We start from the raw sequence: 18,983 nt of genomic DNA, 5'->3' as shown, positions 1-18,983 counted from the left end.
ACCAAACATAATCAGGTTGCCTACCCTTTTATGGATGCTGTATTTTTCGAAACAACAACTTTCAGCCGGCTTAGGCCGGGCTACCTCGACGATGATGGCTATCGCGCGCTTCAGATTCATATCTTGGCAGGCCCCGAGTCAGGGGATCTCATGCCAGGAACGGGCGGATTCAGAAAGCTGCGCTGGCACGATGAACGTCGAGGCAAAGGCAAGCGTGGCGGCCTGCGGGTTATCTATTATTGGCTAATCAATGATCGCCAGATCTGGATGTTTTCGATCTATGACAAGGATGAGGTCTCGAACTTGACCGCTGATCAGCAGCGTCAATTGAAGGCCGCTATCGACGCAGAGCTGCGCAAGAGAGGCAAACGATGAGCAAGAAGCGCGACCTGTTCGCAGAAATGATGGAGGGTGTTGAAGAGATGACGGCGCACCGAGAGGGGAAGCTCACCCTTCGGAGCGATACCTTCGAAGACAGGCCGGCGCCCAATATTTCTGCGCAGGAAATAGTGGCCTTGAGGCAAAGACTGCACATGTCTCAAAACGTATTTGCGCGGCGGATCCGTACCAGCACGAGCACCCTGCGCAACTGGGAGCAGGAAAAATCCAAACCCAATGCCCAAGCTGCCCTGCTGATCAAACTGGTCGAAAAATTTCCGGACATGGTTGACCGCCTGAGTGCGATTTAGGCGTTTGCTTATCGGGCACTAGCGTTCAACGCTCGCCCTATTAAGCCCGGGATTCAAGAGCGGTGGGCAGGCTCGTTATCTCCGGTATGCCGCTCCTCAATTCATCCTCAATAATCATCTGCGCCGCCTTCTCGGCGATCATCACGGTCGGCGAGCAGGTGTTGCCGGAGGTGATGTTCGGCATGATCGACGCATCCACCACGCGCAAGCCGGTGATGCCGTGCACGCGCAGGCGTTCGTCGACCACGGCGTCGCGGCCCTGCCCCATCTTGCAGGTGCCGACCGGGTGAAAGATCGTCGTGCCGATGACGCTGGCGGCCTCGCGCAGTTCTTCCTCGGTTTGCAGGCCCGCGCCGGGCAGGTACTCCACCGGCTCGAAGCGAGCAAGCGCAGGAGCAGCGGCGATGCGACGGGTCAGGCGAATGGCTTCGGCAGCGACTTTGAGATCGGTCTCGTGACTCAAATAATTCGGCCGAATGACCGGCGCGGCATCGGCCAGCGCCGAACGGACCTCCACCGTCCCACGGCTCTGCGGGCGCAAGTCGCACACTGACGCCGTGAATGCAGGGAAGCCGTGAAGCGGTTCGCCGAAGCGCTCAAGGGACAAGGGCTGCACGTGGTATTCAAGATTAGCGCTCGCCTGCTCCGGCCCCGAGCGCGCAAAAGCACCCAGCTGACTCGGCGCCATTGCCAACGGCCCACTGCGATTGAAGGCGTAGCGCAGGCCCATGTTCATCTTGCCCCACAGACTGCCGGCCATCTGGTTCAACGTCTGGCCATTGGTGACCTTGTAGATCAGGCGCAACTGCAGGTGATCCTGCAGATTCGCGCCAACCCCGGGGAGCTCATGCCGCACGCCAATGCCGAGCTTTTCCAGCAATGGCCGCGGCCCGATGCCGGAGCGTTGCAGGACCATGGGCGATCCGATGGCGCCGCAGCAAAGGATGATTTCCCGTCGCGCGCGAAGCGTCTGTTCCTGCCCGTTGACGCGAGCAATCACCCCGCTGGCTCGACTGTTTTCGAACACGACGCGCGACACTTCCGCGCCTGTGATTACCGTCAGGTTCGGCCGCTTCAATGCCGGACGGAGAAATGCCTTGGACGCGTTCCAGCGCACACCGCGCCGTTGATTCACCTGAAAATAGCTGCACCCTTCGTTGTCGCCGCCATTGAAGTCGGGGATCGACGGGATGCCGGTTTGAGCCGCCGCTTCACGGAACGCATCCAGCAACGACCATGAAAGACGCTGCTGCTCGACACGCCACTCACCGTTCGCGCTGTGAAGGTCCGAGTCGCCGGCGTAATGGTTTTCCGAGCGTTTGAAGATTGGCAGGACGTCACCCCAGCCCCAGCCCGTGTTGCCCTGCTCCGCCCACCCGTCGTAGTCCCGGGCCTGCCCGCGCATGTAGATCATGCCGTTGATGGACGAGCAGCCGCCCAGTACTTTGCCGCGCGGATAGTTGAGCGCGCGTCCGCCGAGGCCGGGCTCCGCTTCGGTTTTGAAGCACCAGTCGGTGCGCGGATTGCCGATGCAGTAGAGGTAACCCACCGGCACATGAATCCAGGCGTAATTGTCCTGGCCGCCGGCTTCAAGCAGCAGGACCCGATGAGCAGGATTCTGCGACAGCCGATTGGCCAGCAGGCAGCCCGCCGGGCCTGCGCCGACGATGATGTAGTCATGAAGACCGACGTCCATTTGCATGCGTCCCTCGCTGATATTTTTTGTTTTTATGCAGGCCCCATCCTGAAGTTTTTCGCCACAAAACAAAAGACCGCCGCATGTTTCCATGGGGCGGTCCGGTTGAAGCGTCTGCCGTCAGTGGCGGTGCGATTACACAGCGCTGCGACGGTAGCTGCGGTAGCTCGGCATCCAGAAGTGACGCTCGATGGCTTCGACGAGCATTTGTTCGGTGGTCTCCAGCGCGATGCCTTCAGCTTGAGCCTGCTTGGCCACGGCCAAGGCAATCTTCTTGCTCACCTGTTGAATCTCCTTCAGCGGCGGCAGCACAGCGTCACCTTTGCCCGTGACCATCGGCGAGCATTCCGCCAGCGCATTGGAAGCGGCCATCAGCATTTTGTCGGTGATGCGCGTGGCTTTCGACGCCACAACACCCAGGCCGATGCCCGGGAAAATGTAGGAGTTGTTGCACTGGGCGATGTGGAACGTGCGATCACCCACGGTGACCGGGGCAAACGGACTGCCAGTCGCCACCAGCGCGTCGCCGTTGGTCCAGGTCAGCACTTCCTGCGGGGTGACTTCGACCTTCGAGGTGGGGTTGGACAGCGGCATCACCAGCGGCTTGGCACAGTGCTTGTGCATCTCGCGGATGACTTGCTCGGTGAACAGGCCGCGTTGGCCGGAGACGCCGATCAACACAGTCGGCTTGCCATTGGCGACCACGTCCAGCAACTCGGGCGAACCCTCGCCGCTCGACCAGCCAGCCACGTCGGCGGACTTTTGCGCGAGGTTCTTCTGGAAGTCCAGCAAGTTGTCCATGCTGTCGGTCAGCAACCCGAAGCGGTCGACCATCATCACGCGCTTGCGCGCTTCAGCCTCGCTCAGGCCTTCGATCACCATGGCCGCAATGATGTGCTCGGCAATCCCGCAACCCGCCGAACCCGCGCCCAGGAACACCACCCGCTGCTGGCCCAGGGTCTCGTGCTTGGCCTTGCACGCCGCCAGCAACGTACCCACGGCAACCGATGCGGTGCCCTGAATGTCGTCGTTGAAGCAGCACAACTCATCGCGGTACTTCTCCAGCAACGGCATGGCGTTGGTCTGGGCGAAGTCTTCGAACTGCAGCAGCACGTCCGGCCAGCGGCGCTGAACGGCCTCGATGAACAGGGCGATGAAGTCGTCGTATTCCTTGCCAGTCACGCGCTCGTGGCGCCAGCCCATGTACATCGGGTCGTCCAGCAGCTCTTTGTTGTTGGTGCCCACGTCGAGCACGATCGGCAAGGTGTACGCCGGGCTGATGCCGCCGCACGCGGTGTACAGCGAAAGCTTGCCGATTGGGATGCCCATGCCGCCAATGCCCTGATCGCCCAGGCCGAGGATGCGCTCGCTGTCCGTCACCACGATGATTTTGATGCGATCTTTCGTTGCGCTGCGCAGGATGTCGTCGATGCGGTCGCGCTCAGGGTAGGAAATGAACAGCCCGCGGTGGGTGCGGTAGATCTTCGAGAATTCCTGACACGCCTGACCCACGGTCGGGGTGTAGATGATCGGCAGCATCTCGTCGAGGTGCGAATCCAGCAGGCGGAAGAACAGGGTTTCGTTGTTGTCCTGGATCGAGCGCAAGTAAATGTGTTTATCCAGGTCGCTCGCACATTGCTGGTACTGGTTGTAAACGCGGGTGACCTGCTCTTCGATGGTTTCGACGTTCTGGGGCAGCAGGCCGACCAGGTTGAAATCGATGCGCTCTTGCGGTGTGAACGCACTGCCCTTGTTGAGCAGCGGCATTTCCAGCAACGAAGGGCCGGCATAGGAAATATATAAAGGTCGCGAGGTCTTGGTCATTTGCAGTGATCGCCTTTTCTCTGTTTGCTCTATCAATACGTCGTAGAAACGAGGCCCCGGAGGTCGATGTACACGACGCTCAACGCAGGATCCGTCCGAAGAAATAGGGGGTAAAAACAGGGTGCCTATCTTACTCGCCTGAAAACGATTGCGACATTTTGTCGCCCTACGATTGCGAAATGATGGAGCCAAGTCGTCCAAACGGTCAGAAACTGGCCGTGCATTGGGAACCAGCAGGCCGTGGCGGGTCACAGTAAAAACGACGTTATGGGAAATCGACCGTTTCGAGCAAAGCTCTTTCGACCACGGTCACCCTCGACCGATGGACGAAATGACTTACACATTGAACTGGCGATGAGCCATTGCAGTCACATTGATATCAAAACGGAGATATCAATGTCAGGCCAGCGCATCTTTCGCATCCACTACCGCTTTCTGGGCGAGCACCGAGTATTTCTCCAACCCGACTCAGTGCTGGACGAATCAGACGCCTGGTATTACGCCTGTCTGCACGCAGGCATAGGCGTGCTGCACAACCTGTCCAAGACCCGGGAGGAGCTGACAGCGTTGATGGCCCATGGTCGCCGCTACGGTTTGACGGACGTGCGCTGGGGGGAGTGGGTCTGATTGATTGCCCTCCAAGCCGATCTACCCACTTTTTTGACGCCGTGGTCAGGCCTGTCCAACGCGCTGAATCACATAGCTCGCCTCAAAGCCATGCACACACCCAATCACGTTGAATCCCTTGAAATAGCCCGTCGCGCGAAGCAGGTCCACAGCCGGACCGACTTCAGGTGAATGCTGGAAGTCGCCGTAATCGTCGAACACAATAAAGCCACCCGGTACGACGCTGGGCGAATACAGCAGGAAATCCAACAGCACATTGCGCCCGGCATGGCCGCCATCGACGTGTAACAGCGCCACCTTCGGCGACAGGTTGTAGAAACGCTCGGCGCATAACTCTGAATAGCCCCTCAGCACCAGAGCGTTCGAGAACAGCTTCTCCTGGTAATAACTGAACTCCTCAAACTGGTTGGGCAGCTCAAAGGGGTCAATCCCGATGATGCGGCGCTCGCGGTTGCAGACCTCATTCATCAGCACCAGCGACTTGCCCTTCCAAACGCCAATCTCCACCACATCACCGGGGATGCCTTCGACCAGAAGCGCCAGATACCCCAGCAGCCGCACATGATCATGAAACGACAACTCCTTGCGCGGCATCGCCCGCTCTGCCGGCAACGTGCTCTGCGCCTGCTCGAAATGCTCGCCGATGAATGTCCAGATCTGCGCGATCGAATCGTTGAGCTCCGGGTTGCTGATGAAATCGTTGAGCTGTTGGATGGTAGTCATGGCTTCTCTGACTCGCCGGAAGGGCTGAGGGATTGGGGATGGAGCGTGGAGCGATCTCGTACCGTGAAGGGGCGTGAGATCGAGAGTAGGCGGGGGTTGGAAAAAGTAAAGTGCGCAGGGCGCAGCTCGGATTTTGGAGGGGTTTTTTTAAATCGCGGAAACAAAAAAGCCCCAGAAGCATAACTTCTGGGGCTTTTCAAATAATGGCGGAGAGATAGGGATTTGAACCCTAGGTACTGTCGCCAGTACAACGGATTTCGAATCCGTCCCGTTCGGCCACTCCGGCATCTCTCCAACGGCGCGCATCATAACAGTTCGTCCGAAGAACGCGAACCCTTTTTACGGATTTTTTCGCGTTCTTTCAGATGCTTGCAGCGTTTTACGCGTGAAGCGTTGGATCAGAGCGGTACGCCAAGACGCTGGGCGACTTCTTCGTAGGCTTCGATGACATCGCCGAGGCCCTGACGGAAGCGGTCCTTGTCCATTTTCTTGCGGGTTTCTTTGTCCCACAGGCGGCAGCCGTCCGGGCTGAACTCGTCGCCCAGGACGATCGAGCCGTCGCTGAACACGCCGAACTCAAGCTTGAAGTCGACCAGCAGCAGGCCGGCGTCGTCGAACAGCTTGGACAGGACTTCGTTGACCTTCAGGGACAGCTCTTTCATGCGAACCAGTTGCTCGGCGGTGCCCCAACCGAACGCGACGACGTGGGAGTCGTTGATGAATGGGTCGCCCTTGGCGTCGTCCTTCAGGAACAGCTCGAAGGTGTAAGGGTTGAGCTTCACGCCCTCCTCCACGCCCAGGCGCTTGACCAGGCTGCCGGCGGCGTAGTTACGCACGACGCATTCGACCGGGATCATGTCGAGCTTCTTGACCAGCACTTCGTTGTCGGCCAGCAGTTTATCGAACTGGGTCGGAATGCCAGCGGCTTCCAGCTTCTGCATGATGAAGGCGTTGAACTTGTTGTTCACCATGCCTTTACGGTCGAGCTGTTCGATGCGCTTGCCGTCAAACGCCGAGGTGTCGTTGCGGAACACAAGGATCAAGCGGTCAGCGTCATCGGTCTTGTAAACCGACTTGGCTTTGCCGCGGTAGAGTTCTTCACGTTTTTCCATGATGGGCTCCGCTTGCTGAATCTGGCTGAATAATGGGGGGCGAGTCGCCCGTTTGGGACGCTAGGCGATTTCGCGCCAGTCGAGCCCTGAATCCTGATCGGCCAATTGTAGCCAGTCCTCGTCGCACCCAAGGGTGTCGACGAAACATTGCCGGGCCAGATGCGGCAGGTTGTTCTTGCTGCTCAGATGGGCCAGCACCAGGTGCTGAAGATCCTGCCATCCCAACTCGTTCACCAGACTGGCAGCCTGATGATTGTTCAAATGACCGTGATCACCACCCACCCGCTGCTTGAGAAAGTACGGGTACTGACCCCGGGCGAGCAGATCGCGGCAGTGATTGGACTCGACCATGAGCGCGTCGAGGCCGCGGTAGCTGTCGAGCACCATCGGGCAATACGAGCCAAGGTCGGTCAACAGGCCGAAGCGACGGCGCCCGTCATTGAACACGAACTGCGTGGGCTCCAGCGCATCGTGAGCCACCGACACCACGTCAATGTCCAGACCGCCAATGCGCAGCCCCTGCCCGCCCACCAGCCGAAGACCGGCTTCGACCGGTTTGCGCATGCCGCGCAGCGTACCGTCGCTGAGGTACACCGGCACATCGTAGCGCCGAGACAGCAAACCCACGCCATGCACATGATCGGCATGTTCGTGGGTCACTAGAATGGCGCTGAGCTGTTTACCGCTGACGCCCAGCCTGTCGAGCCGCCGTTCGGTTTCCCGCAAGGAGAAACCGCAATCGACCAGCACATACGTGTCGTTGCTCGCAACCAGCGTGGCATTGCCACGGCTGCCGCTGCCGAGAACCGCGAAGCGCACTTAACCCAGGTTGTCCTGAATGACGCTCAACACACGACGAGCGACTTCCGTCGGCGCCACGGTGTTGATGTTCTTCTCGACCGTTACCTGAACGTTCTCGCCGACCTTGCTCAGGCGAACCTGATAACGCTCGGCGCGGGCTTCTTTCTCTTCCTTGGACTCTTCGCTGCCGAACACACGGCTGAGGAAGCCAGGCTTGTTTTCAGGCTTGTCGGCTTTTTCCGCCAGGTTGATGTAGTACAGGCCCAGGCTGCGGTTGATGTCTTCAACGCGCCAGTCGCCCTGGTTAAGCGCACGGCCGACGCTCGACCACGCCCGATCCAGGTCTGCGCCCAGGTTCAGCACCGGGTTGCCGCTGCCGTCTTCACTGAGAGAGACACGGCTTGGGGTGTCGAAATCACGCGCCGCCAGCAGGGACACTGAACCGCCCTTCTCGGCCGTACGGGTCAGGCTTGCCAGCATGTCATCGGTCAGCACGGAGTCGAGGCCGACGTTAGTGCTGCGCGACGGGAATGCAGGATCATCACGGCTGCCGGCCGGACGTTGCACGCTGACCACATAGATTTCACTGGTGTTGCGCTGCACGCCCGGCTCGATACGAACGCGCACGCGGGTCTCGGTGCTGGCGGCATCACCACTCGAACCCATGCGCTTGGCCACCGATGCGGACAGTTCATCCATGCGCTGCCAGGTGGTGTTGAATTCACCGGTTTGCGGACGATCTTCGGCGATGCGGAAACCGTTGTCTTCGAAATACTGATGCGCCACAGGCCAGACTTCAGCCGGTGCGCGCTGGGCAAGAATCCAGCGGTTGTCGCCGCTCTTCTGCAGCGTGTAGTCGCCGGAGTCCTGAGCGGTGGTCAGCGGTTGCGGACGCGGCACGGTGAATTCACCCTTCTGGGTGTCGTCGGCAACGTTGCGCGGAATCGGCAGCAAGGGGTCCAGTCGTTTGACTTCCTGAACGCCTTCGGGCATTTGCATCGGCGGCTTCTGGGTCGCTTCCAGGTAATCGCTGCTGCGATCGCGGAAATAACCGTCCTGGCCAAAAAGCCAGCTGCAACCGCTGGTGCTGGAGATAATCAAGGCTAGTGCGGAAAGTCCGGCCAGTCGCTTCATTGCGTAATGCTTCCTCATTAGACCAATACACCGGACTGGCGCAGGGCCTGACGCAGCGGCTCGTGGCAGGACTCGCTGAGCCAGGTGAGTGGCAGACGAATACCGTCTGGCATCAAACCCATCTCATGCAGGGCCCATTTCACGGGAATAGGGTTCGATTCGATGAACAGAGTCTTGTTCAGCGGCATCAGTTTTTCGTGGATGGCGCGGGCGGTGTCGGCGTCACCGTCCATCGCGGCCTTGCACAGGTCGGCCATGGCGCGCGGTGCGACGTTGGCGGTGACCGAAATATTGCCTTTGCCACCGAGCAACATCAGCTCGACAGCAGTCGCGTCGTCGCCGGAATAGACCAGAAAGTCGCTGCTCACGCCGGCAAGAATATCCTTGGCGCGCTGCAGGTCTCCGGTGGCTTCCTTGATGGCGATGATGTTTTTGACTTTCGACAGGCGGATGACGGTCTCGGCCGACATGTCGCAGGCAGTACGACCCGGCACGTTATACAGAATCTGCGGGATGTCGACGGTTTCGGCGATGTGCTTGAAGTGCTGGTACAAGCCTTCCTGGGTCGGCTTGTTGTAGTACGGGGTGACCAGCAGGCAGGCATCGGCACCGGCGTTCTTGGCGTTGGTGGTCAGTTCGACCGCCTCGCGGGTGGAGTTGGCGCCGGTGCCGGCGATGACCGGAATGCGGCCAGCGACCTGCTGAACCACGCGGCGGATGACTTCGATGTGCTCGTTGACGTCGAGCGTCGCGGATTCACCGGTGGTGCCGACGGCAACAATGGCGTTGGTGCCCTCTTGCAGGTGAAAGTCCACCAGTTTGCTCAGGCTGTCCCAATCGAGACGACCTTGTGCATCCATGGGTGTGACCAGTGCCACCATACTGCCCGCAATCATGCAAACCGCTCCTGCCGGAAAAAGAGAGCGGTAATGGTACTGGCGCCATGATCCTTGCACAAGGCGAGCATTCCCCTCGGCGCCGGTTTTCGCTACCCTTCGGTCTTTGATCGGTACGGGTCATCTGCCCGGCTCGTTCGACTGCTCGATTTTGACGTCAATTACCCCGCCCTGCGTCGTTATCGCGCGCCATGACAGGCTCATGGCAGCGATTGCCGGCTGTGGGTCGGGGCGACGTCACGATGCCTTCGTCCGTCGAGCCCGCCGGCAAAGGCCTGCTGCGTACCGACCGCTCATCGTTTAGGAATGCTGCATGTCATCCATCCCCACAGTTCGCGAACAATTCCTTGTCATCAGTGCCCTTGGCGCCAACCCAATGGAGCTGACCAACGTCCTGTGCCGCGCCAGTAACGAAAGCCGTTGCTCGGTCGTCAGCTCACGCCTCACTCGCCACGGTGAGTGCAGCGCGCTGATCCTGCAGATCTCCGGCAGCTGGGACGCCCTGGCGCGTCTGGAAACGGGTCTGCCCAATCTGGCCAAGAAACACGCCTTCACCGTCAATGTGGTGCGCAGCGCTTCGCTGGAAAACCGCCCGGAAGCCCTGCCCTACGTGGCCTACGTCAGTTCGGCGTATCGCCCGGACATCATTAACGAGCTGTGCCAGTTCTTCATCGATCACAACGTCGAGCTGGAAAACCTAATCTGCGACACCTATCAGGCACCGCAGACCGGCGGCACCATGCTCAACGCGACGTTCACCGTGACATTACCGGCCGGCACCCAGATCAGTTGGCTGCGTGACCAGTTCCTGGACTTCGCCGACGCCCTCAACCTTGATGCGCTGATCGAACCATGGCGCCCTCAAGCACCGATGTAAGGAATCCCGAATGGCTGTAGAACTCGACCAACCCGTTGCCGACTTTCAAGTGCAGGCCACGAGCGAACAGGCGGTCAGCCTGTCGGCGCTCAAGGGTCAGCAGGTCGTCCTTTATTTCTACCCGAAGGACAGCACCCCTGGCTGCACCACCCAGGGCCAGGGCTTTCGCGATCATCACGCCGACTTCAAGGCAGCCAACACGGTGGTGTTCGGTGTGTCGCGGGACAGCCTGAAATCCCACGAGAACTTCAAGGCCAAGCAGGAATTCCCGTTCGAGCTGATTTCGGACAAGGACGAATCGCTGTGCCAGCTGTTCGATGTCATCAAGCTGAAAAAGCTGTATGGCAAGGAATACCTGGGCGTCGACCGCAGCACTTTCCTGATCGACAAGGACGGTGTGCTACGCAAGGAATGGCGCGGCGTGAAGGTGCCGGGGCATGTGGCGGCGGTGCTTGAAGCGGCTCAGGCGCTTAACCAGGCTTGATCGCCATGATGTAGGAGTGAGCTTGCTCGCGATCGGGTTCGTTTAGTCATCGTAGGTTGACCATGACGACGCCGATCGCGAGCAAGCCCACTCCTACAAAAGCACGGCAACATTTACAGCAACGGCGCCACCGTCGGTTCGTTTCGTGGCCACGCATCCAGCACGGCCTTGAACAGGGTCGCCAGCGGGATCGCAAAGAAAATCCCCCAGAACCCCCACAGCCCGCCGAACAACAGCACGGCGCAGATGATTGCCACCGGGTGCAGGCTCACGGTCTGGGAGAACAGCAGTGGCACGAGCACGTTGCCGTCCAGGGTCTGGATGATGCCGTAGACCGCCATCAGATAGATGAACTGATCGCTCCAGCCCCACTGGAACAGCGCGATGAACGCCACGGGCACCGTCACCACCACCGCGCCCACATAGGGCACCACCACCGAAATCCCCACCAGCATCGCCAGCAACGCCGAGTAATTCAGGCCCATGGTCACGAAGGCGATGTAGGTCACCCCGCCGCAGATGAAAATCTCGATAACCTTGCCGCGAATGTAGTTGGCGATCTGCCGATTCATTTCCTCGGCCACATGGGTAATCAGCGTACGTTCGCGTGGCAGATAGCCCCTCGCCCAGCGGCTGATCATCCGACGATCTTTAAGGAAGAAGAACACCAGGATCGGCACCAGCACCAGGTAGATCATCATGTTGACCAGCAGCGGCAAGCTGGACAGGGAAAACGTCAACGCCCATTGCCCGAACTTTCCGACCTCGCCGCGAGCCACTTCTATCGCCTGCAAGACCTGCTCGTCCGACACCAGGTGCGGATAACGCTCCGGCAGCAGCAACAGCAGCGACTGCCATTTGGCGAGCATGCCGGGCAATTCGTTGAACAAGGTAATGAGCTGGCGCCACAGCAAAGGCACGAGCACCAGCAGAAACAGCGCCAGCGCCCCCATGAATAAAGCGAAGACCAGCCCGACGGCGCCGCCTTCGGGCACCCGCAAACGCTCGAGCAGGTTGACCAGCCCCTGCATCAGAAAGGCGAGCACCAACCCGGCGAGCACCGGCGCGAGCATGCCGCCGAGGGTGAGGACAACGGTAAATCCCAGAACCAACAACACCGCCAGCACTACCGCTTCCTCGTCGGAAAAGTAGCGCTGTATCCAGTCGCGAAGCACTTTGAACATCAAGAATCCTAAGGGGGTTGCGAGGGGTCAGAAACGCTCAGGCCTTGCGTAGCCAATACCGATAAATGCCGTCAGCGTTTTCTTCGTGGAGCAGCGCGTGCCCGGCCAATTTTGCGAAAGTACGGAAGTCACGCTGCGAGCCGGCGTCGGTAGCCGTCACTTTGAGCACCGCGCCGCTGGCCAGACGGTTGAGTTCCATCTTGGCTTTGAGCAAGGGTAGCGGGCAATTGAGGCCGCTGGCGTCCAGCTCTGCATCGCAGGCCGCGGGGTGTCCTACAGCGTCAGACATCGTTTCTCTCCGGATAGACACATCCGCCCCCGCATAAAAGCCAACGGGCGGAAGAACATTCTTACAAGTTTTCCAGAATACCCCACTCTGGTCAGCAAGCCATTGAGCCAGCTACAGTGACGCCTTTCTGCCCCAGAGTTTCGTGCATGAATTTTTTGCGCCCCACGCTGCTGACCCTCGCCTGCCTGCTGGCAGCGCCGAGTTTCGCAGAAGACGACCTGCCCTCCCTCGGCGACGCGAGTTCATCCATCGTTTCTCCGCAGCAGGAACACGACCTGGGGCGTGCCTGGCTCGGGCTGCTGCGCTCTGAAGTGGCACAGCTGTCCGACCCGCTGCTCAAGGACTTCGTCGAATCGTCGGTTTACCGGCTCGCCGAAACCAGCCAGGTGCAGGACCGCCGTCTCGAGTTCATCCTGATCAACACCCCGGAGATCAACGCCTTTGCAGCGCCCGGCGGGATCATCGGGGTCAACGGCGGGTTGTTCCTCCACGCTGAAACCGAAGGCGAATACGCTGCGGTCCTCGCCCACGAACTGGCTCACTTGTCGCAGCGGCACTTTGCCAGGGGCGTACAGGCGCAACAGCGCATGCAAGTGCCGGTAATGGCGGCGATGCTTGCCGGCATCGTCATGGCCGCTGCGGGCGCGGGCGATGCGGGGATTGCCGCGATCGCCGGCACCCAGGCTGCCGCGATTCAGGAGCAGGCGCGATTCTCCCGGCAGAACGAAGCAGAAGCCGACCGCATCGGCATCCTCAATCTGGAAAAGGCCGGCTACGACCCGCGCAACATGCCCACCATGTTCGAGCGGTTGGCACGCCAGTATCGCTATGACGCCAAGCCGCCGGAATTCCTGATGAGCCACCCGGTGACCGAATCCCGTATCGCCGACACGCGCAACCGCGCCGAACAAGCCAAGCCCGGCGGCAAGGAAGACAGCCCGGCGTATCAATTGATGCGCGCACGCACCGTGCTGATTTACGAAGAAACCCCCGGCATGGCCGCCAAGCGTTTCCGTGCACAACTGGCCGAGAACCCGAAAAACGACGCGGCTCGCTACGGTCTGGCGCTTGCCCAGACCAAGGCGGGTCAGCTCAACGAAGGCCGTGAGACGCTGAAGCCTTTGCTCGACAAGGCGCCGGACAATATTCCCTACAACCTCGCCGCCGTGAACCTGGACATCTCCAACAATCGCCTGCCTGACGCTCAACAGCGGGTGGACCGAATGCTGAATCTGTATCCCGACAACTACCCGCTCAATCAGGCGAAAGTCGACGTCTTGCTCAAGCAGTCCAAGGCGCCCGAGGCGTTGAAGTCTCTGGAGATTCTGTTGAAGAGCCGCCCCGACGATCCAGACATCTGGAATCAGGTGGCCGACACCCGCGGCCTGTCCGGCAACACCATCGGCCTGCATCAGGCCCGTGCGGAATATTTTGCGCTGATGGGCGATTTCAAGCAGGCGATTCAACAGCTCGAATTTGCCAAGCGACGGGCGAACAACAACTTCCAGCTGGCCTCACGCATCGACGCGCGGCAGCAGGAAATCATCGCTCAGGAGCGGGCGGTGAAGGACATGATGAACTGAAGCGAGCTACGAGCGGCAAGCTGCAAGCTGCAAGCTGAAATGCGGCGAGTTGGCTTTTCGCTTTTCGCTTTTCGCTTTTCGCTTTTCGCTTTTCGCTTTTCGCTTTTCGCTTGAAGCTTGAAGCTTGAAGCTTGAAGCTTGCGGCTTGCGGCTTGCGGCTTGCGGCTGTTACTCAAGCATTACCCGAGTTTTTCATCCGCGCCGCCTGGGTAAAGTCCAGCATGCGCTGCAACGGCCGGACGGCGTGAGGGATGACCGCCGGGTCAACGAAGATCTCGTTAGTGCCTTCGCGCAGGCATTGAAGCGTGCGTGCCAGGGTGTTCATCGCCATCCACGGGCAGTGCGCGCAACTGCGGCAGGCGGCGCCGTTGCCCGCAGTGGGCGCCTCAATGAAGACCTTGTCCGGGCACAGCTGCTGCATCTTGTAGAAGATGCCGCGGTCGGTGGCGACGATGAAGGTTTTGTTCGGCAGCGTTTGCGCCGCTTTGATCAACTGGCTGGTAGAGCCCACAGCATCGGCCAGGTCGATGACTGACTCGGGCGACTCCGGATGCACCAGAATGGCCGCGTCCGGGTACAAGGCCTTCATGTCCTCCAACTGCCGGGATTTGAACTCCTCGTGCACGATGCAGGCGCCGTTCCACAACAGCATGTCCGCCCCGGTTTCGCGCTGGATGTAACGGCCCAGGTGCTTGTCGGGCGCCCAGATGATTTTCTCGCCGTTGTCCATCAGGCTTTCGACGATCTCCAGCGCGCAACTGGACGTCACCACCCAGTCGGCACGGGCTTTTACGGCGGCCGACGTATTGGCGTAAACCACCACGGTGCGCTCGGGATGCTGATCGCAGAACCCAGCAAACTCATCGACCGGGCAACCGAGGTCCAGTGAGCAGGTCGCTTCGAGGGTCGGCATCAAGATGCGTTTTTCAGGGGTCAGAATTTTTGCGGTTTCGCCCATGAAACGCACCCCGGCCACCAGCACGGTTTTCGCCGGATGGTTTTTGCCGAATCGCGCCATCTCCAGAGAGTCCGAGACGCAACCGCCGGTTTCTTCCGCCAGTGCCTGAATCACCGGGTCGCAGTAGTAATGAGCGACCAGCACGGCGTCCTGGGCCTTGAGCTCGGCGGCGATCAAGCGGCGGTATTCCGCTTCCTCGTCAGGGCTCAGGGTTTTGGGCTGTTTGGCGTCCAGGTGCGCTTGGACCAGAAGACGTTCGGAGATGTGTGTCATGTCGATGAACCTGAATGCGCGTACGGAGCAAAAGTCCGCAGGGTAGAAAACGCCCGGGAAGTTAGCACGGGTTCTGTTGAGCGATCACTTACCGGCAGTCCCCGCCCTCAATGTTAGCGCCATCGCCATCGCCTCAAGCGAGGGCATCGTAAAAACACGTCCGCAATGGTTGGAACGAGTCAGTCAAAAAAGCACCGAAACCCTCAAGCCCGCCATTCAATGGCAGAATCTGCGTCACTGGACAGTTTTGGAGACCCTCATGCTGCGCGTATTTGAACGACGCCTCGACCCCTTCCCACCCGACGAAGCGCCGCCGCCACCTGTGGGTCTGGTACGTTTTCTGTGGGCCTGCACCCGGGGTGCGCGTGGCTACATCCTCGCCCTGGCAGTGCTCAGCGCCTGTGTATCGATTTACGAAGCCTGGCTTTTCTCGTTTCTCGGCCAAGTGGTCGATCTGCTGTCGACCTGGAAGGACGGCGGCGCCACCGCAGGCGAAGAAAGCCGAGCGCTGTGGGGCATCGGTATTGTGCTGGTGATCAGCGTCGGGCTGGTGGCCATGCGCACGATGGTTCAGCATCAGGTGCTGGCGATCAACCTGCCGTTGCGGCTGCGCTGGGACTTTCACCGGCTGATGCTGCGGCAGAGCCTGTCGTTCTTTTCCGATGAATTCTCCGGCCGGGTCACCACCAAGGTCATGCAGACCGCGCTGGCGGTGCGGGACGTGCTGTTCACCCTGATTGAAATCGCGCCCGGCATCGGCGTTTATTTCATTGCGATCATCGCGCTGGCGGGCGGTTTCGCCTTGAAGCTGATGCTGCCGTTCCTTGCCTGGATCGTGCTGTTCGGCCTGGCGATGGTGTACTTCGTGCCGCGCCTGGGCAAAGTCGGTCAGGAGCAGGCCAACGCGCGGTCGTCGATGACCGGGCGAATTTCCGACGCCTACACCAACATCACCACCGTGAAGCTGTTCTCCCACTCCAAACGCGAAGCGCAGTTTGCCCGCGCGGCGATGGAGGACTTCAAGCACACGGGCTTTCGCCAGATGCGTCTGGTGAGCCAGTTCGAAATCGTCAATCAGGCGCTGGTCGTCGCGTTGATTCTGGGCGCAGGCGGTTACGCCCTGTGGCTGTGGCATCAGGGTGACGTCGGCACTGGCGCGGTGGCGGCGATTACCGCGATGGCGCTGCGCATCAACGGCATGTCCCACTGGATCATGTGGCAGATGACCTCGCTGTTCGAGAACATCGGCACGGTGCAGGACGGCATGGCGACCCTGACTCAGGGCCCTAAAGTACAGGACGCGCCGAATGCAAACTCGCTGAAAACCACCGGCGGCGCGGTGACCTTCGAGAACGTCAGCTTCAACTACAACGGCGAGCGCCAGGTGCTGGAGGGTTTGAATCTGGCCATCCGCCCGGGCGAGAAGATAGGCCTGGTCGGCCGTTCAGGCGCCGGTAAATCCACGCTGATCAATCTGCTGCTGCGCTTCTATGACGTGGACAGCGGCGAGATTCGCATCGATGGTCAGAACATCAAGCAGGTCACGCAAGACAGCCTGCGCAGCGCCATCGGCATGGTGACTCAGGACACCTCGCTGCTGCATCGGTCCATCCGCGACAACATTGCGTACGGTCGGCCTGACGCCACCGATGAGGAAATCCACACCGCTGCGGTCAATGCCCAGGCGGATGGGTTCATCAGTCAGCTCAGCGACAAGCATGGCCACAGCGGCTATGACACGCTGGTCGGTGAGCGTGGCATCAAGCTCTCGGGCGGCCAGCGCCAGCGGGTTGCCATTGCTCGCGTGATGCTGAAGAACGCGCCGATTTTGCTGCTGGACGAAGCCACCAGCGCGCTGGATTCGGAAGTCGAAGTGGCGATTCAGGAAAGCCTCGATGAGATGATGAAAGGCAAAACCGTGATCGCCATCGCCCACCGGCTGTCGACGATTGCAGCCATGGACCGGCTGATCGTGATGGACGACGGGCGCATCATCGAACAAGGCACCCACGCTGAACTGCTCACCAAGAACGGTACTTACGCGCGTCTGTGGCATCACCAGAGCGGTGGGTTTCTGGGTGAGGATCAGGGCGTGCCTGAAGCGGTGGATCAGGTATAGCGGGCAGACTCGCGGTATAAACGCGCTGAACGACGGCTTGGGGCGCAGCCGTCGTTCGACGCGGGCCGCGCCGACCCACGACAGCATCGTCCATCAGAATCCTCTAGTAGACCGACTTACTAGGATGTATTCTCCGACGCTATGAATACTCCCCAAACACGTGGTTCATCTGATGTTCGTCAAGGCATCCTCGACGTCGGCCAGCGCATCATGGCCGCCAAGGGGTATTCCGGCGTTGGCCTGAACGAAATTCTGGCCGCTGCGGGCGTGCCGAAAGGCTCCTTCTATCATTATTTCGGCTCCAAGGATGCCTTCGGGGAAGCGTTGCTTGAGCACTACTTCGACGACTACCTCGCTGACATTGATCGCATCCTCGGCGAGCCCGGCCTGCCCATGGGCGAGCGCTTGATGAACTACTGGCGCGTCTGGCAGGACACGCAGTCGTTTCAGGAATGCCAGGGCAAATGCCTCGCCGTGAAGCTCGGCGTTGAAGTGGCCGATCTGTCGGAAACCATGCGCGCCGTTCTCAAGCGAGGCACTGCCGGGATCACCGACCGGCTTGGCAGCGCGATCGAGGCTGGCGTTGCCGACGGCTCGCTGCCCGCCTGCGAGAATCCTTTCGCCGTTGCGCAAAGCCTGTATCAACTGTGGGTAGGGGCCAGCGTGATGGTCAAGATTGAAAGAAGCCTTGCCCCTTTTGAAACAGCCATGGCGACCACGCGTGTGATTCTGCGCCTGGCCTGATTGGCGCACGGCAACCGTGCGCCGCACCATCTGCAACCCCTCATCCCTGGTTCACGCCGCCATGACGCCTGCCGGCCTCGTGCGGCCCAGCCCATGCACCTCATTTGCGCGGACCTCTCCATCGCTCAATCAACGCGCAAATAATTTTTTGAATTAACTCTAGACGACTGGTCTACTCAGGGCTATGGTGTACCTACTTTAGCCCGTCACAAGGAATACACCCGATGAAAGTTCTCATGGTTCTGACTTCCCACGACACCCTTGGCAACACCGGCCGTCCTACCGGCTTCTGGCTGGAAGAGCTGGCCGCGCCCTACTACGCATTCAGCGACATCAACGCTGAAATCGTTCTGGCTTCGCCACAAGGTGGCCAACCTCCGCTGGACCCGAAGAGCAACGAGCCCGACTTCCAGACCGACCTGACCCGTCGTTTCGAAAAAGACGAAACCGCCAAAGCCCTGCTCGCCAACACCGTTCGCCTGGACAGCGTGTCCCAGGCAGATTTCGACGCTGTGTTCTACCCAGGCGGCCATGGCCCTCTGTGGGATCTGGCCGAAGACAAAAATTCCGTTCAGCTCATCGAGTCGTTCATCGCAGCCGGCAAGCCCGTCGCTGTCGTCTGTCACGCCCCTGGCGTGCTGCGCCACGTGAAGAGCGCCGACGGCACGCCACTGGTGAAAGGCAAGAAGGTCACCGGCTTTGCCAACAGCGAAGAAGAAGCGGTCGGCCTGACCAATGTGGTGCCTTTCCTGGTGGAAGACGAGCTGAAATCACTCGGCGGCGTCTACTCCAAAGGTCCGGACTGGGGCTCGTACGTCCTCACCGATGGTCTGTTGATCACCGGTCAGAACCCTGCTTCCTCCGGTCCTGCGGCAGACGTGCTGATCGAAGCACTGCAGAACAAATCGGCCTGATCACCGCCCAGCGCGAGGGGTGTTCGCACCCCTCCCCGCTTCTCACCTTCGCAACG

At 60.1% G+C, this 18,983-nt stretch carries 19 protein-coding genes and 1 tRNA gene; 9 read left to right on the top strand and 11 right to left on the bottom strand.

All coding sequences use genetic code 11. The features are described 5' to 3' along the window. Positions 1–30 precede the first annotated feature (30 nt). Both QWI18_RS20545 and QWI18_RS20540 read left to right on the top strand, forming a co-directional pair. Positions 31–375 carry a toxin gene (locus QWI18_RS20545; protein ID WP_192132083.1) on the top strand — a complete coding sequence of 115 codons (345 nt, stop codon included), beginning with the start codon at positions 31–33 and terminating at the stop codon, positions 373–375. Beyond that, a complete protein-coding gene (locus tag QWI18_RS20540; RefSeq protein WP_192132085.1) occupies positions 372–689 on the top strand; it encodes a DNA-binding transcriptional regulator in 318 nt (105 codons plus the stop codon). Before QWI18_RS20545 ends, QWI18_RS20540 begins: the two co-directional genes overlap by 4 nt. 40 nt (positions 690–729) lie before the next feature. On the opposite strand, the gene QWI18_RS20535 is transcribed toward QWI18_RS20540, so the two are convergent. Further along, on the bottom strand, positions 730–2,391 hold the full coding sequence (locus QWI18_RS20535; protein ID WP_369319710.1) for a GMC family oxidoreductase: 1,662 nt from the start codon (positions 2,389–2,391) through the stop codon (positions 730–732). 129 nt (positions 2,392–2,520) lie between these two features. After that, positions 2,521–4,209, bottom strand: a complete 1,689-nt coding sequence (locus QWI18_RS20530; protein WP_192132089.1) for an NAD-dependent malic enzyme — start codon at positions 4,207–4,209, stop codon at positions 2,521–2,523. 396 nt (positions 4,210–4,605) lie between these two features. On the opposite strand from QWI18_RS20530, the gene QWI18_RS20525 reads away from it, so the two are divergent. Further along, positions 4,606–4,836 (top strand): DUF6555 family protein, encoded by a 231-nt coding sequence (locus QWI18_RS20525; RefSeq protein ID WP_065986976.1) that lies wholly within the window; start codon positions 4,606–4,608, stop codon positions 4,834–4,836. Between the two features lie 45 nt (positions 4,837–4,881). Here QWI18_RS20525 and QWI18_RS20520 read toward each other — a convergent pair whose 3' ends face one another. The 6 genes from QWI18_RS20520 to dapA form a co-directional block, all read right to left on the bottom strand. Further along, positions 4,882–5,559 carry a class I SAM-dependent methyltransferase gene (locus QWI18_RS20520; protein ID WP_192132091.1) on the bottom strand — a complete coding sequence of 226 codons (678 nt, stop codon included), beginning with the start codon at positions 5,557–5,559 and terminating at the stop codon, positions 4,882–4,884. Between the two features lie 204 nt (positions 5,560–5,763). Continuing rightward, positions 5,764–5,853 (bottom strand) — tRNA-Ser (locus tag QWI18_RS20515). 104 nt (positions 5,854–5,957) lie between these two features. Next, the gene (gene purC / locus QWI18_RS20510; RefSeq protein WP_065986760.1) at positions 5,958–6,671 is read right to left on the bottom strand and encodes a phosphoribosylaminoimidazolesuccinocarboxamide synthase; all 714 of its coding nucleotides are present in this window, start codon (positions 6,669–6,671) and stop codon (positions 5,958–5,960) included. Between the two features lie 60 nt (positions 6,672–6,731). After that, positions 6,732–7,490 (bottom strand): MBL fold metallo-hydrolase, encoded by a 759-nt coding sequence (locus QWI18_RS20505; RefSeq protein WP_065986758.1) that lies wholly within the window; start codon positions 7,488–7,490, stop codon positions 6,732–6,734. Next, positions 7,491–8,606 (bottom strand): outer membrane protein assembly factor BamC, encoded by a 1,116-nt coding sequence (gene bamC, locus QWI18_RS20500; RefSeq protein ID WP_296311001.1) that lies wholly within the window; start codon positions 8,604–8,606, stop codon positions 7,491–7,493. A 17-nt stretch (positions 8,607–8,623) separates the two neighbouring features. Continuing rightward, positions 8,624–9,502: a 4-hydroxy-tetrahydrodipicolinate synthase gene (dapA, locus tag QWI18_RS20495; protein WP_192132095.1), complete on the bottom strand. Its 879-nt coding sequence runs from the start codon at positions 9,500–9,502 to the stop codon at positions 8,624–8,626. A gap of 313 nt (positions 9,503–9,815) precedes the next feature. Here dapA and QWI18_RS20490 point away from each other — a divergent pair, with 313 nt between their 5' ends. Continuing rightward, entirely contained in the window at positions 9,816–10,379 is a 564-nt protein-coding gene (locus QWI18_RS20490) for a glycine cleavage system protein R (protein ID WP_037014004.1), read from the top strand. A gap of 10 nt (positions 10,380–10,389) precedes the next feature. Further along, a complete protein-coding gene (locus QWI18_RS20485; RefSeq protein WP_192132097.1) occupies positions 10,390–10,863 on the top strand; it encodes a peroxiredoxin in 474 nt (157 codons plus the stop codon). A 113-nt stretch (positions 10,864–10,976) separates the two neighbouring features. Here QWI18_RS20485 and QWI18_RS20480 read toward each other — a convergent pair whose 3' ends face one another. Both QWI18_RS20480 and QWI18_RS20475 read right to left on the bottom strand, forming a co-directional pair. Further along, entirely contained in the window at positions 10,977–12,047 is a 1,071-nt protein-coding gene (locus QWI18_RS20480) for an AI-2E family transporter (RefSeq protein WP_065986753.1), read from the bottom strand. Between the two features lie 37 nt (positions 12,048–12,084). Then, on the bottom strand, positions 12,085–12,336 hold the full coding sequence (locus QWI18_RS20475; RefSeq protein ID WP_065986752.1) for a sulfurtransferase TusA family protein: 252 nt from the start codon (positions 12,334–12,336) through the stop codon (positions 12,085–12,087). Positions 12,337–12,482: 146 nt separating this feature from the next. On the opposite strand from QWI18_RS20475, the gene QWI18_RS20470 reads away from it, so the two are divergent. Then, a complete protein-coding gene (locus QWI18_RS20470; protein WP_065986750.1) occupies positions 12,483–13,919 on the top strand; it encodes a M48 family metalloprotease in 1,437 nt (478 codons plus the stop codon). Between the two features lie 172 nt (positions 13,920–14,091). Here the strand turns inward: QWI18_RS20470 and nadA are convergent, their stop codons facing one another. After that, entirely contained in the window at positions 14,092–15,150 is a 1,059-nt protein-coding gene (gene nadA, locus QWI18_RS20465) for a quinolinate synthase NadA (protein WP_369319709.1), read from the bottom strand. Positions 15,151–15,409: 259 nt separating this feature from the next. Between nadA and QWI18_RS20460 the strand changes: the two genes are divergently transcribed. The 3 genes from QWI18_RS20460 (at position 15,410) to QWI18_RS20450 (ending at position 18,927) form a co-directional block, all read left to right on the top strand. Beyond that, positions 15,410–17,269, top strand: a complete 1,860-nt coding sequence (locus tag QWI18_RS20460) for an ABC transporter ATP-binding protein (protein ID WP_296312397.1) — start codon at positions 15,410–15,412, stop codon at positions 17,267–17,269. A 141-nt stretch (positions 17,270–17,410) separates the two neighbouring features. Then, complete coding sequence (locus tag QWI18_RS20455; RefSeq protein WP_065986744.1) at positions 17,411–18,013, top strand: TetR/AcrR family transcriptional regulator; 603 nt, start codon at positions 17,411–17,413, stop codon at positions 18,011–18,013. Between the two features lie 224 nt (positions 18,014–18,237). After that, positions 18,238–18,927 (top strand): type 1 glutamine amidotransferase domain-containing protein, encoded by a 690-nt coding sequence (locus QWI18_RS20450; RefSeq protein WP_065986742.1) that lies wholly within the window; start codon positions 18,238–18,240, stop codon positions 18,925–18,927. Positions 18,928–18,983 lie beyond the last annotated feature (56 nt).

Source organism: Pseudomonas sp. W2Oct36 (genome assembly GCF_041060465.1).
Classification (GTDB): Bacteria; Pseudomonadota; Gammaproteobacteria; order Pseudomonadales; family Pseudomonadaceae; genus Aquipseudomonas; species Aquipseudomonas graminis_B.
The sequence above is the reverse complement of the archived record's forward strand: the minus strand, read 5'-3'. Positions and strand labels throughout refer to the sequence as shown.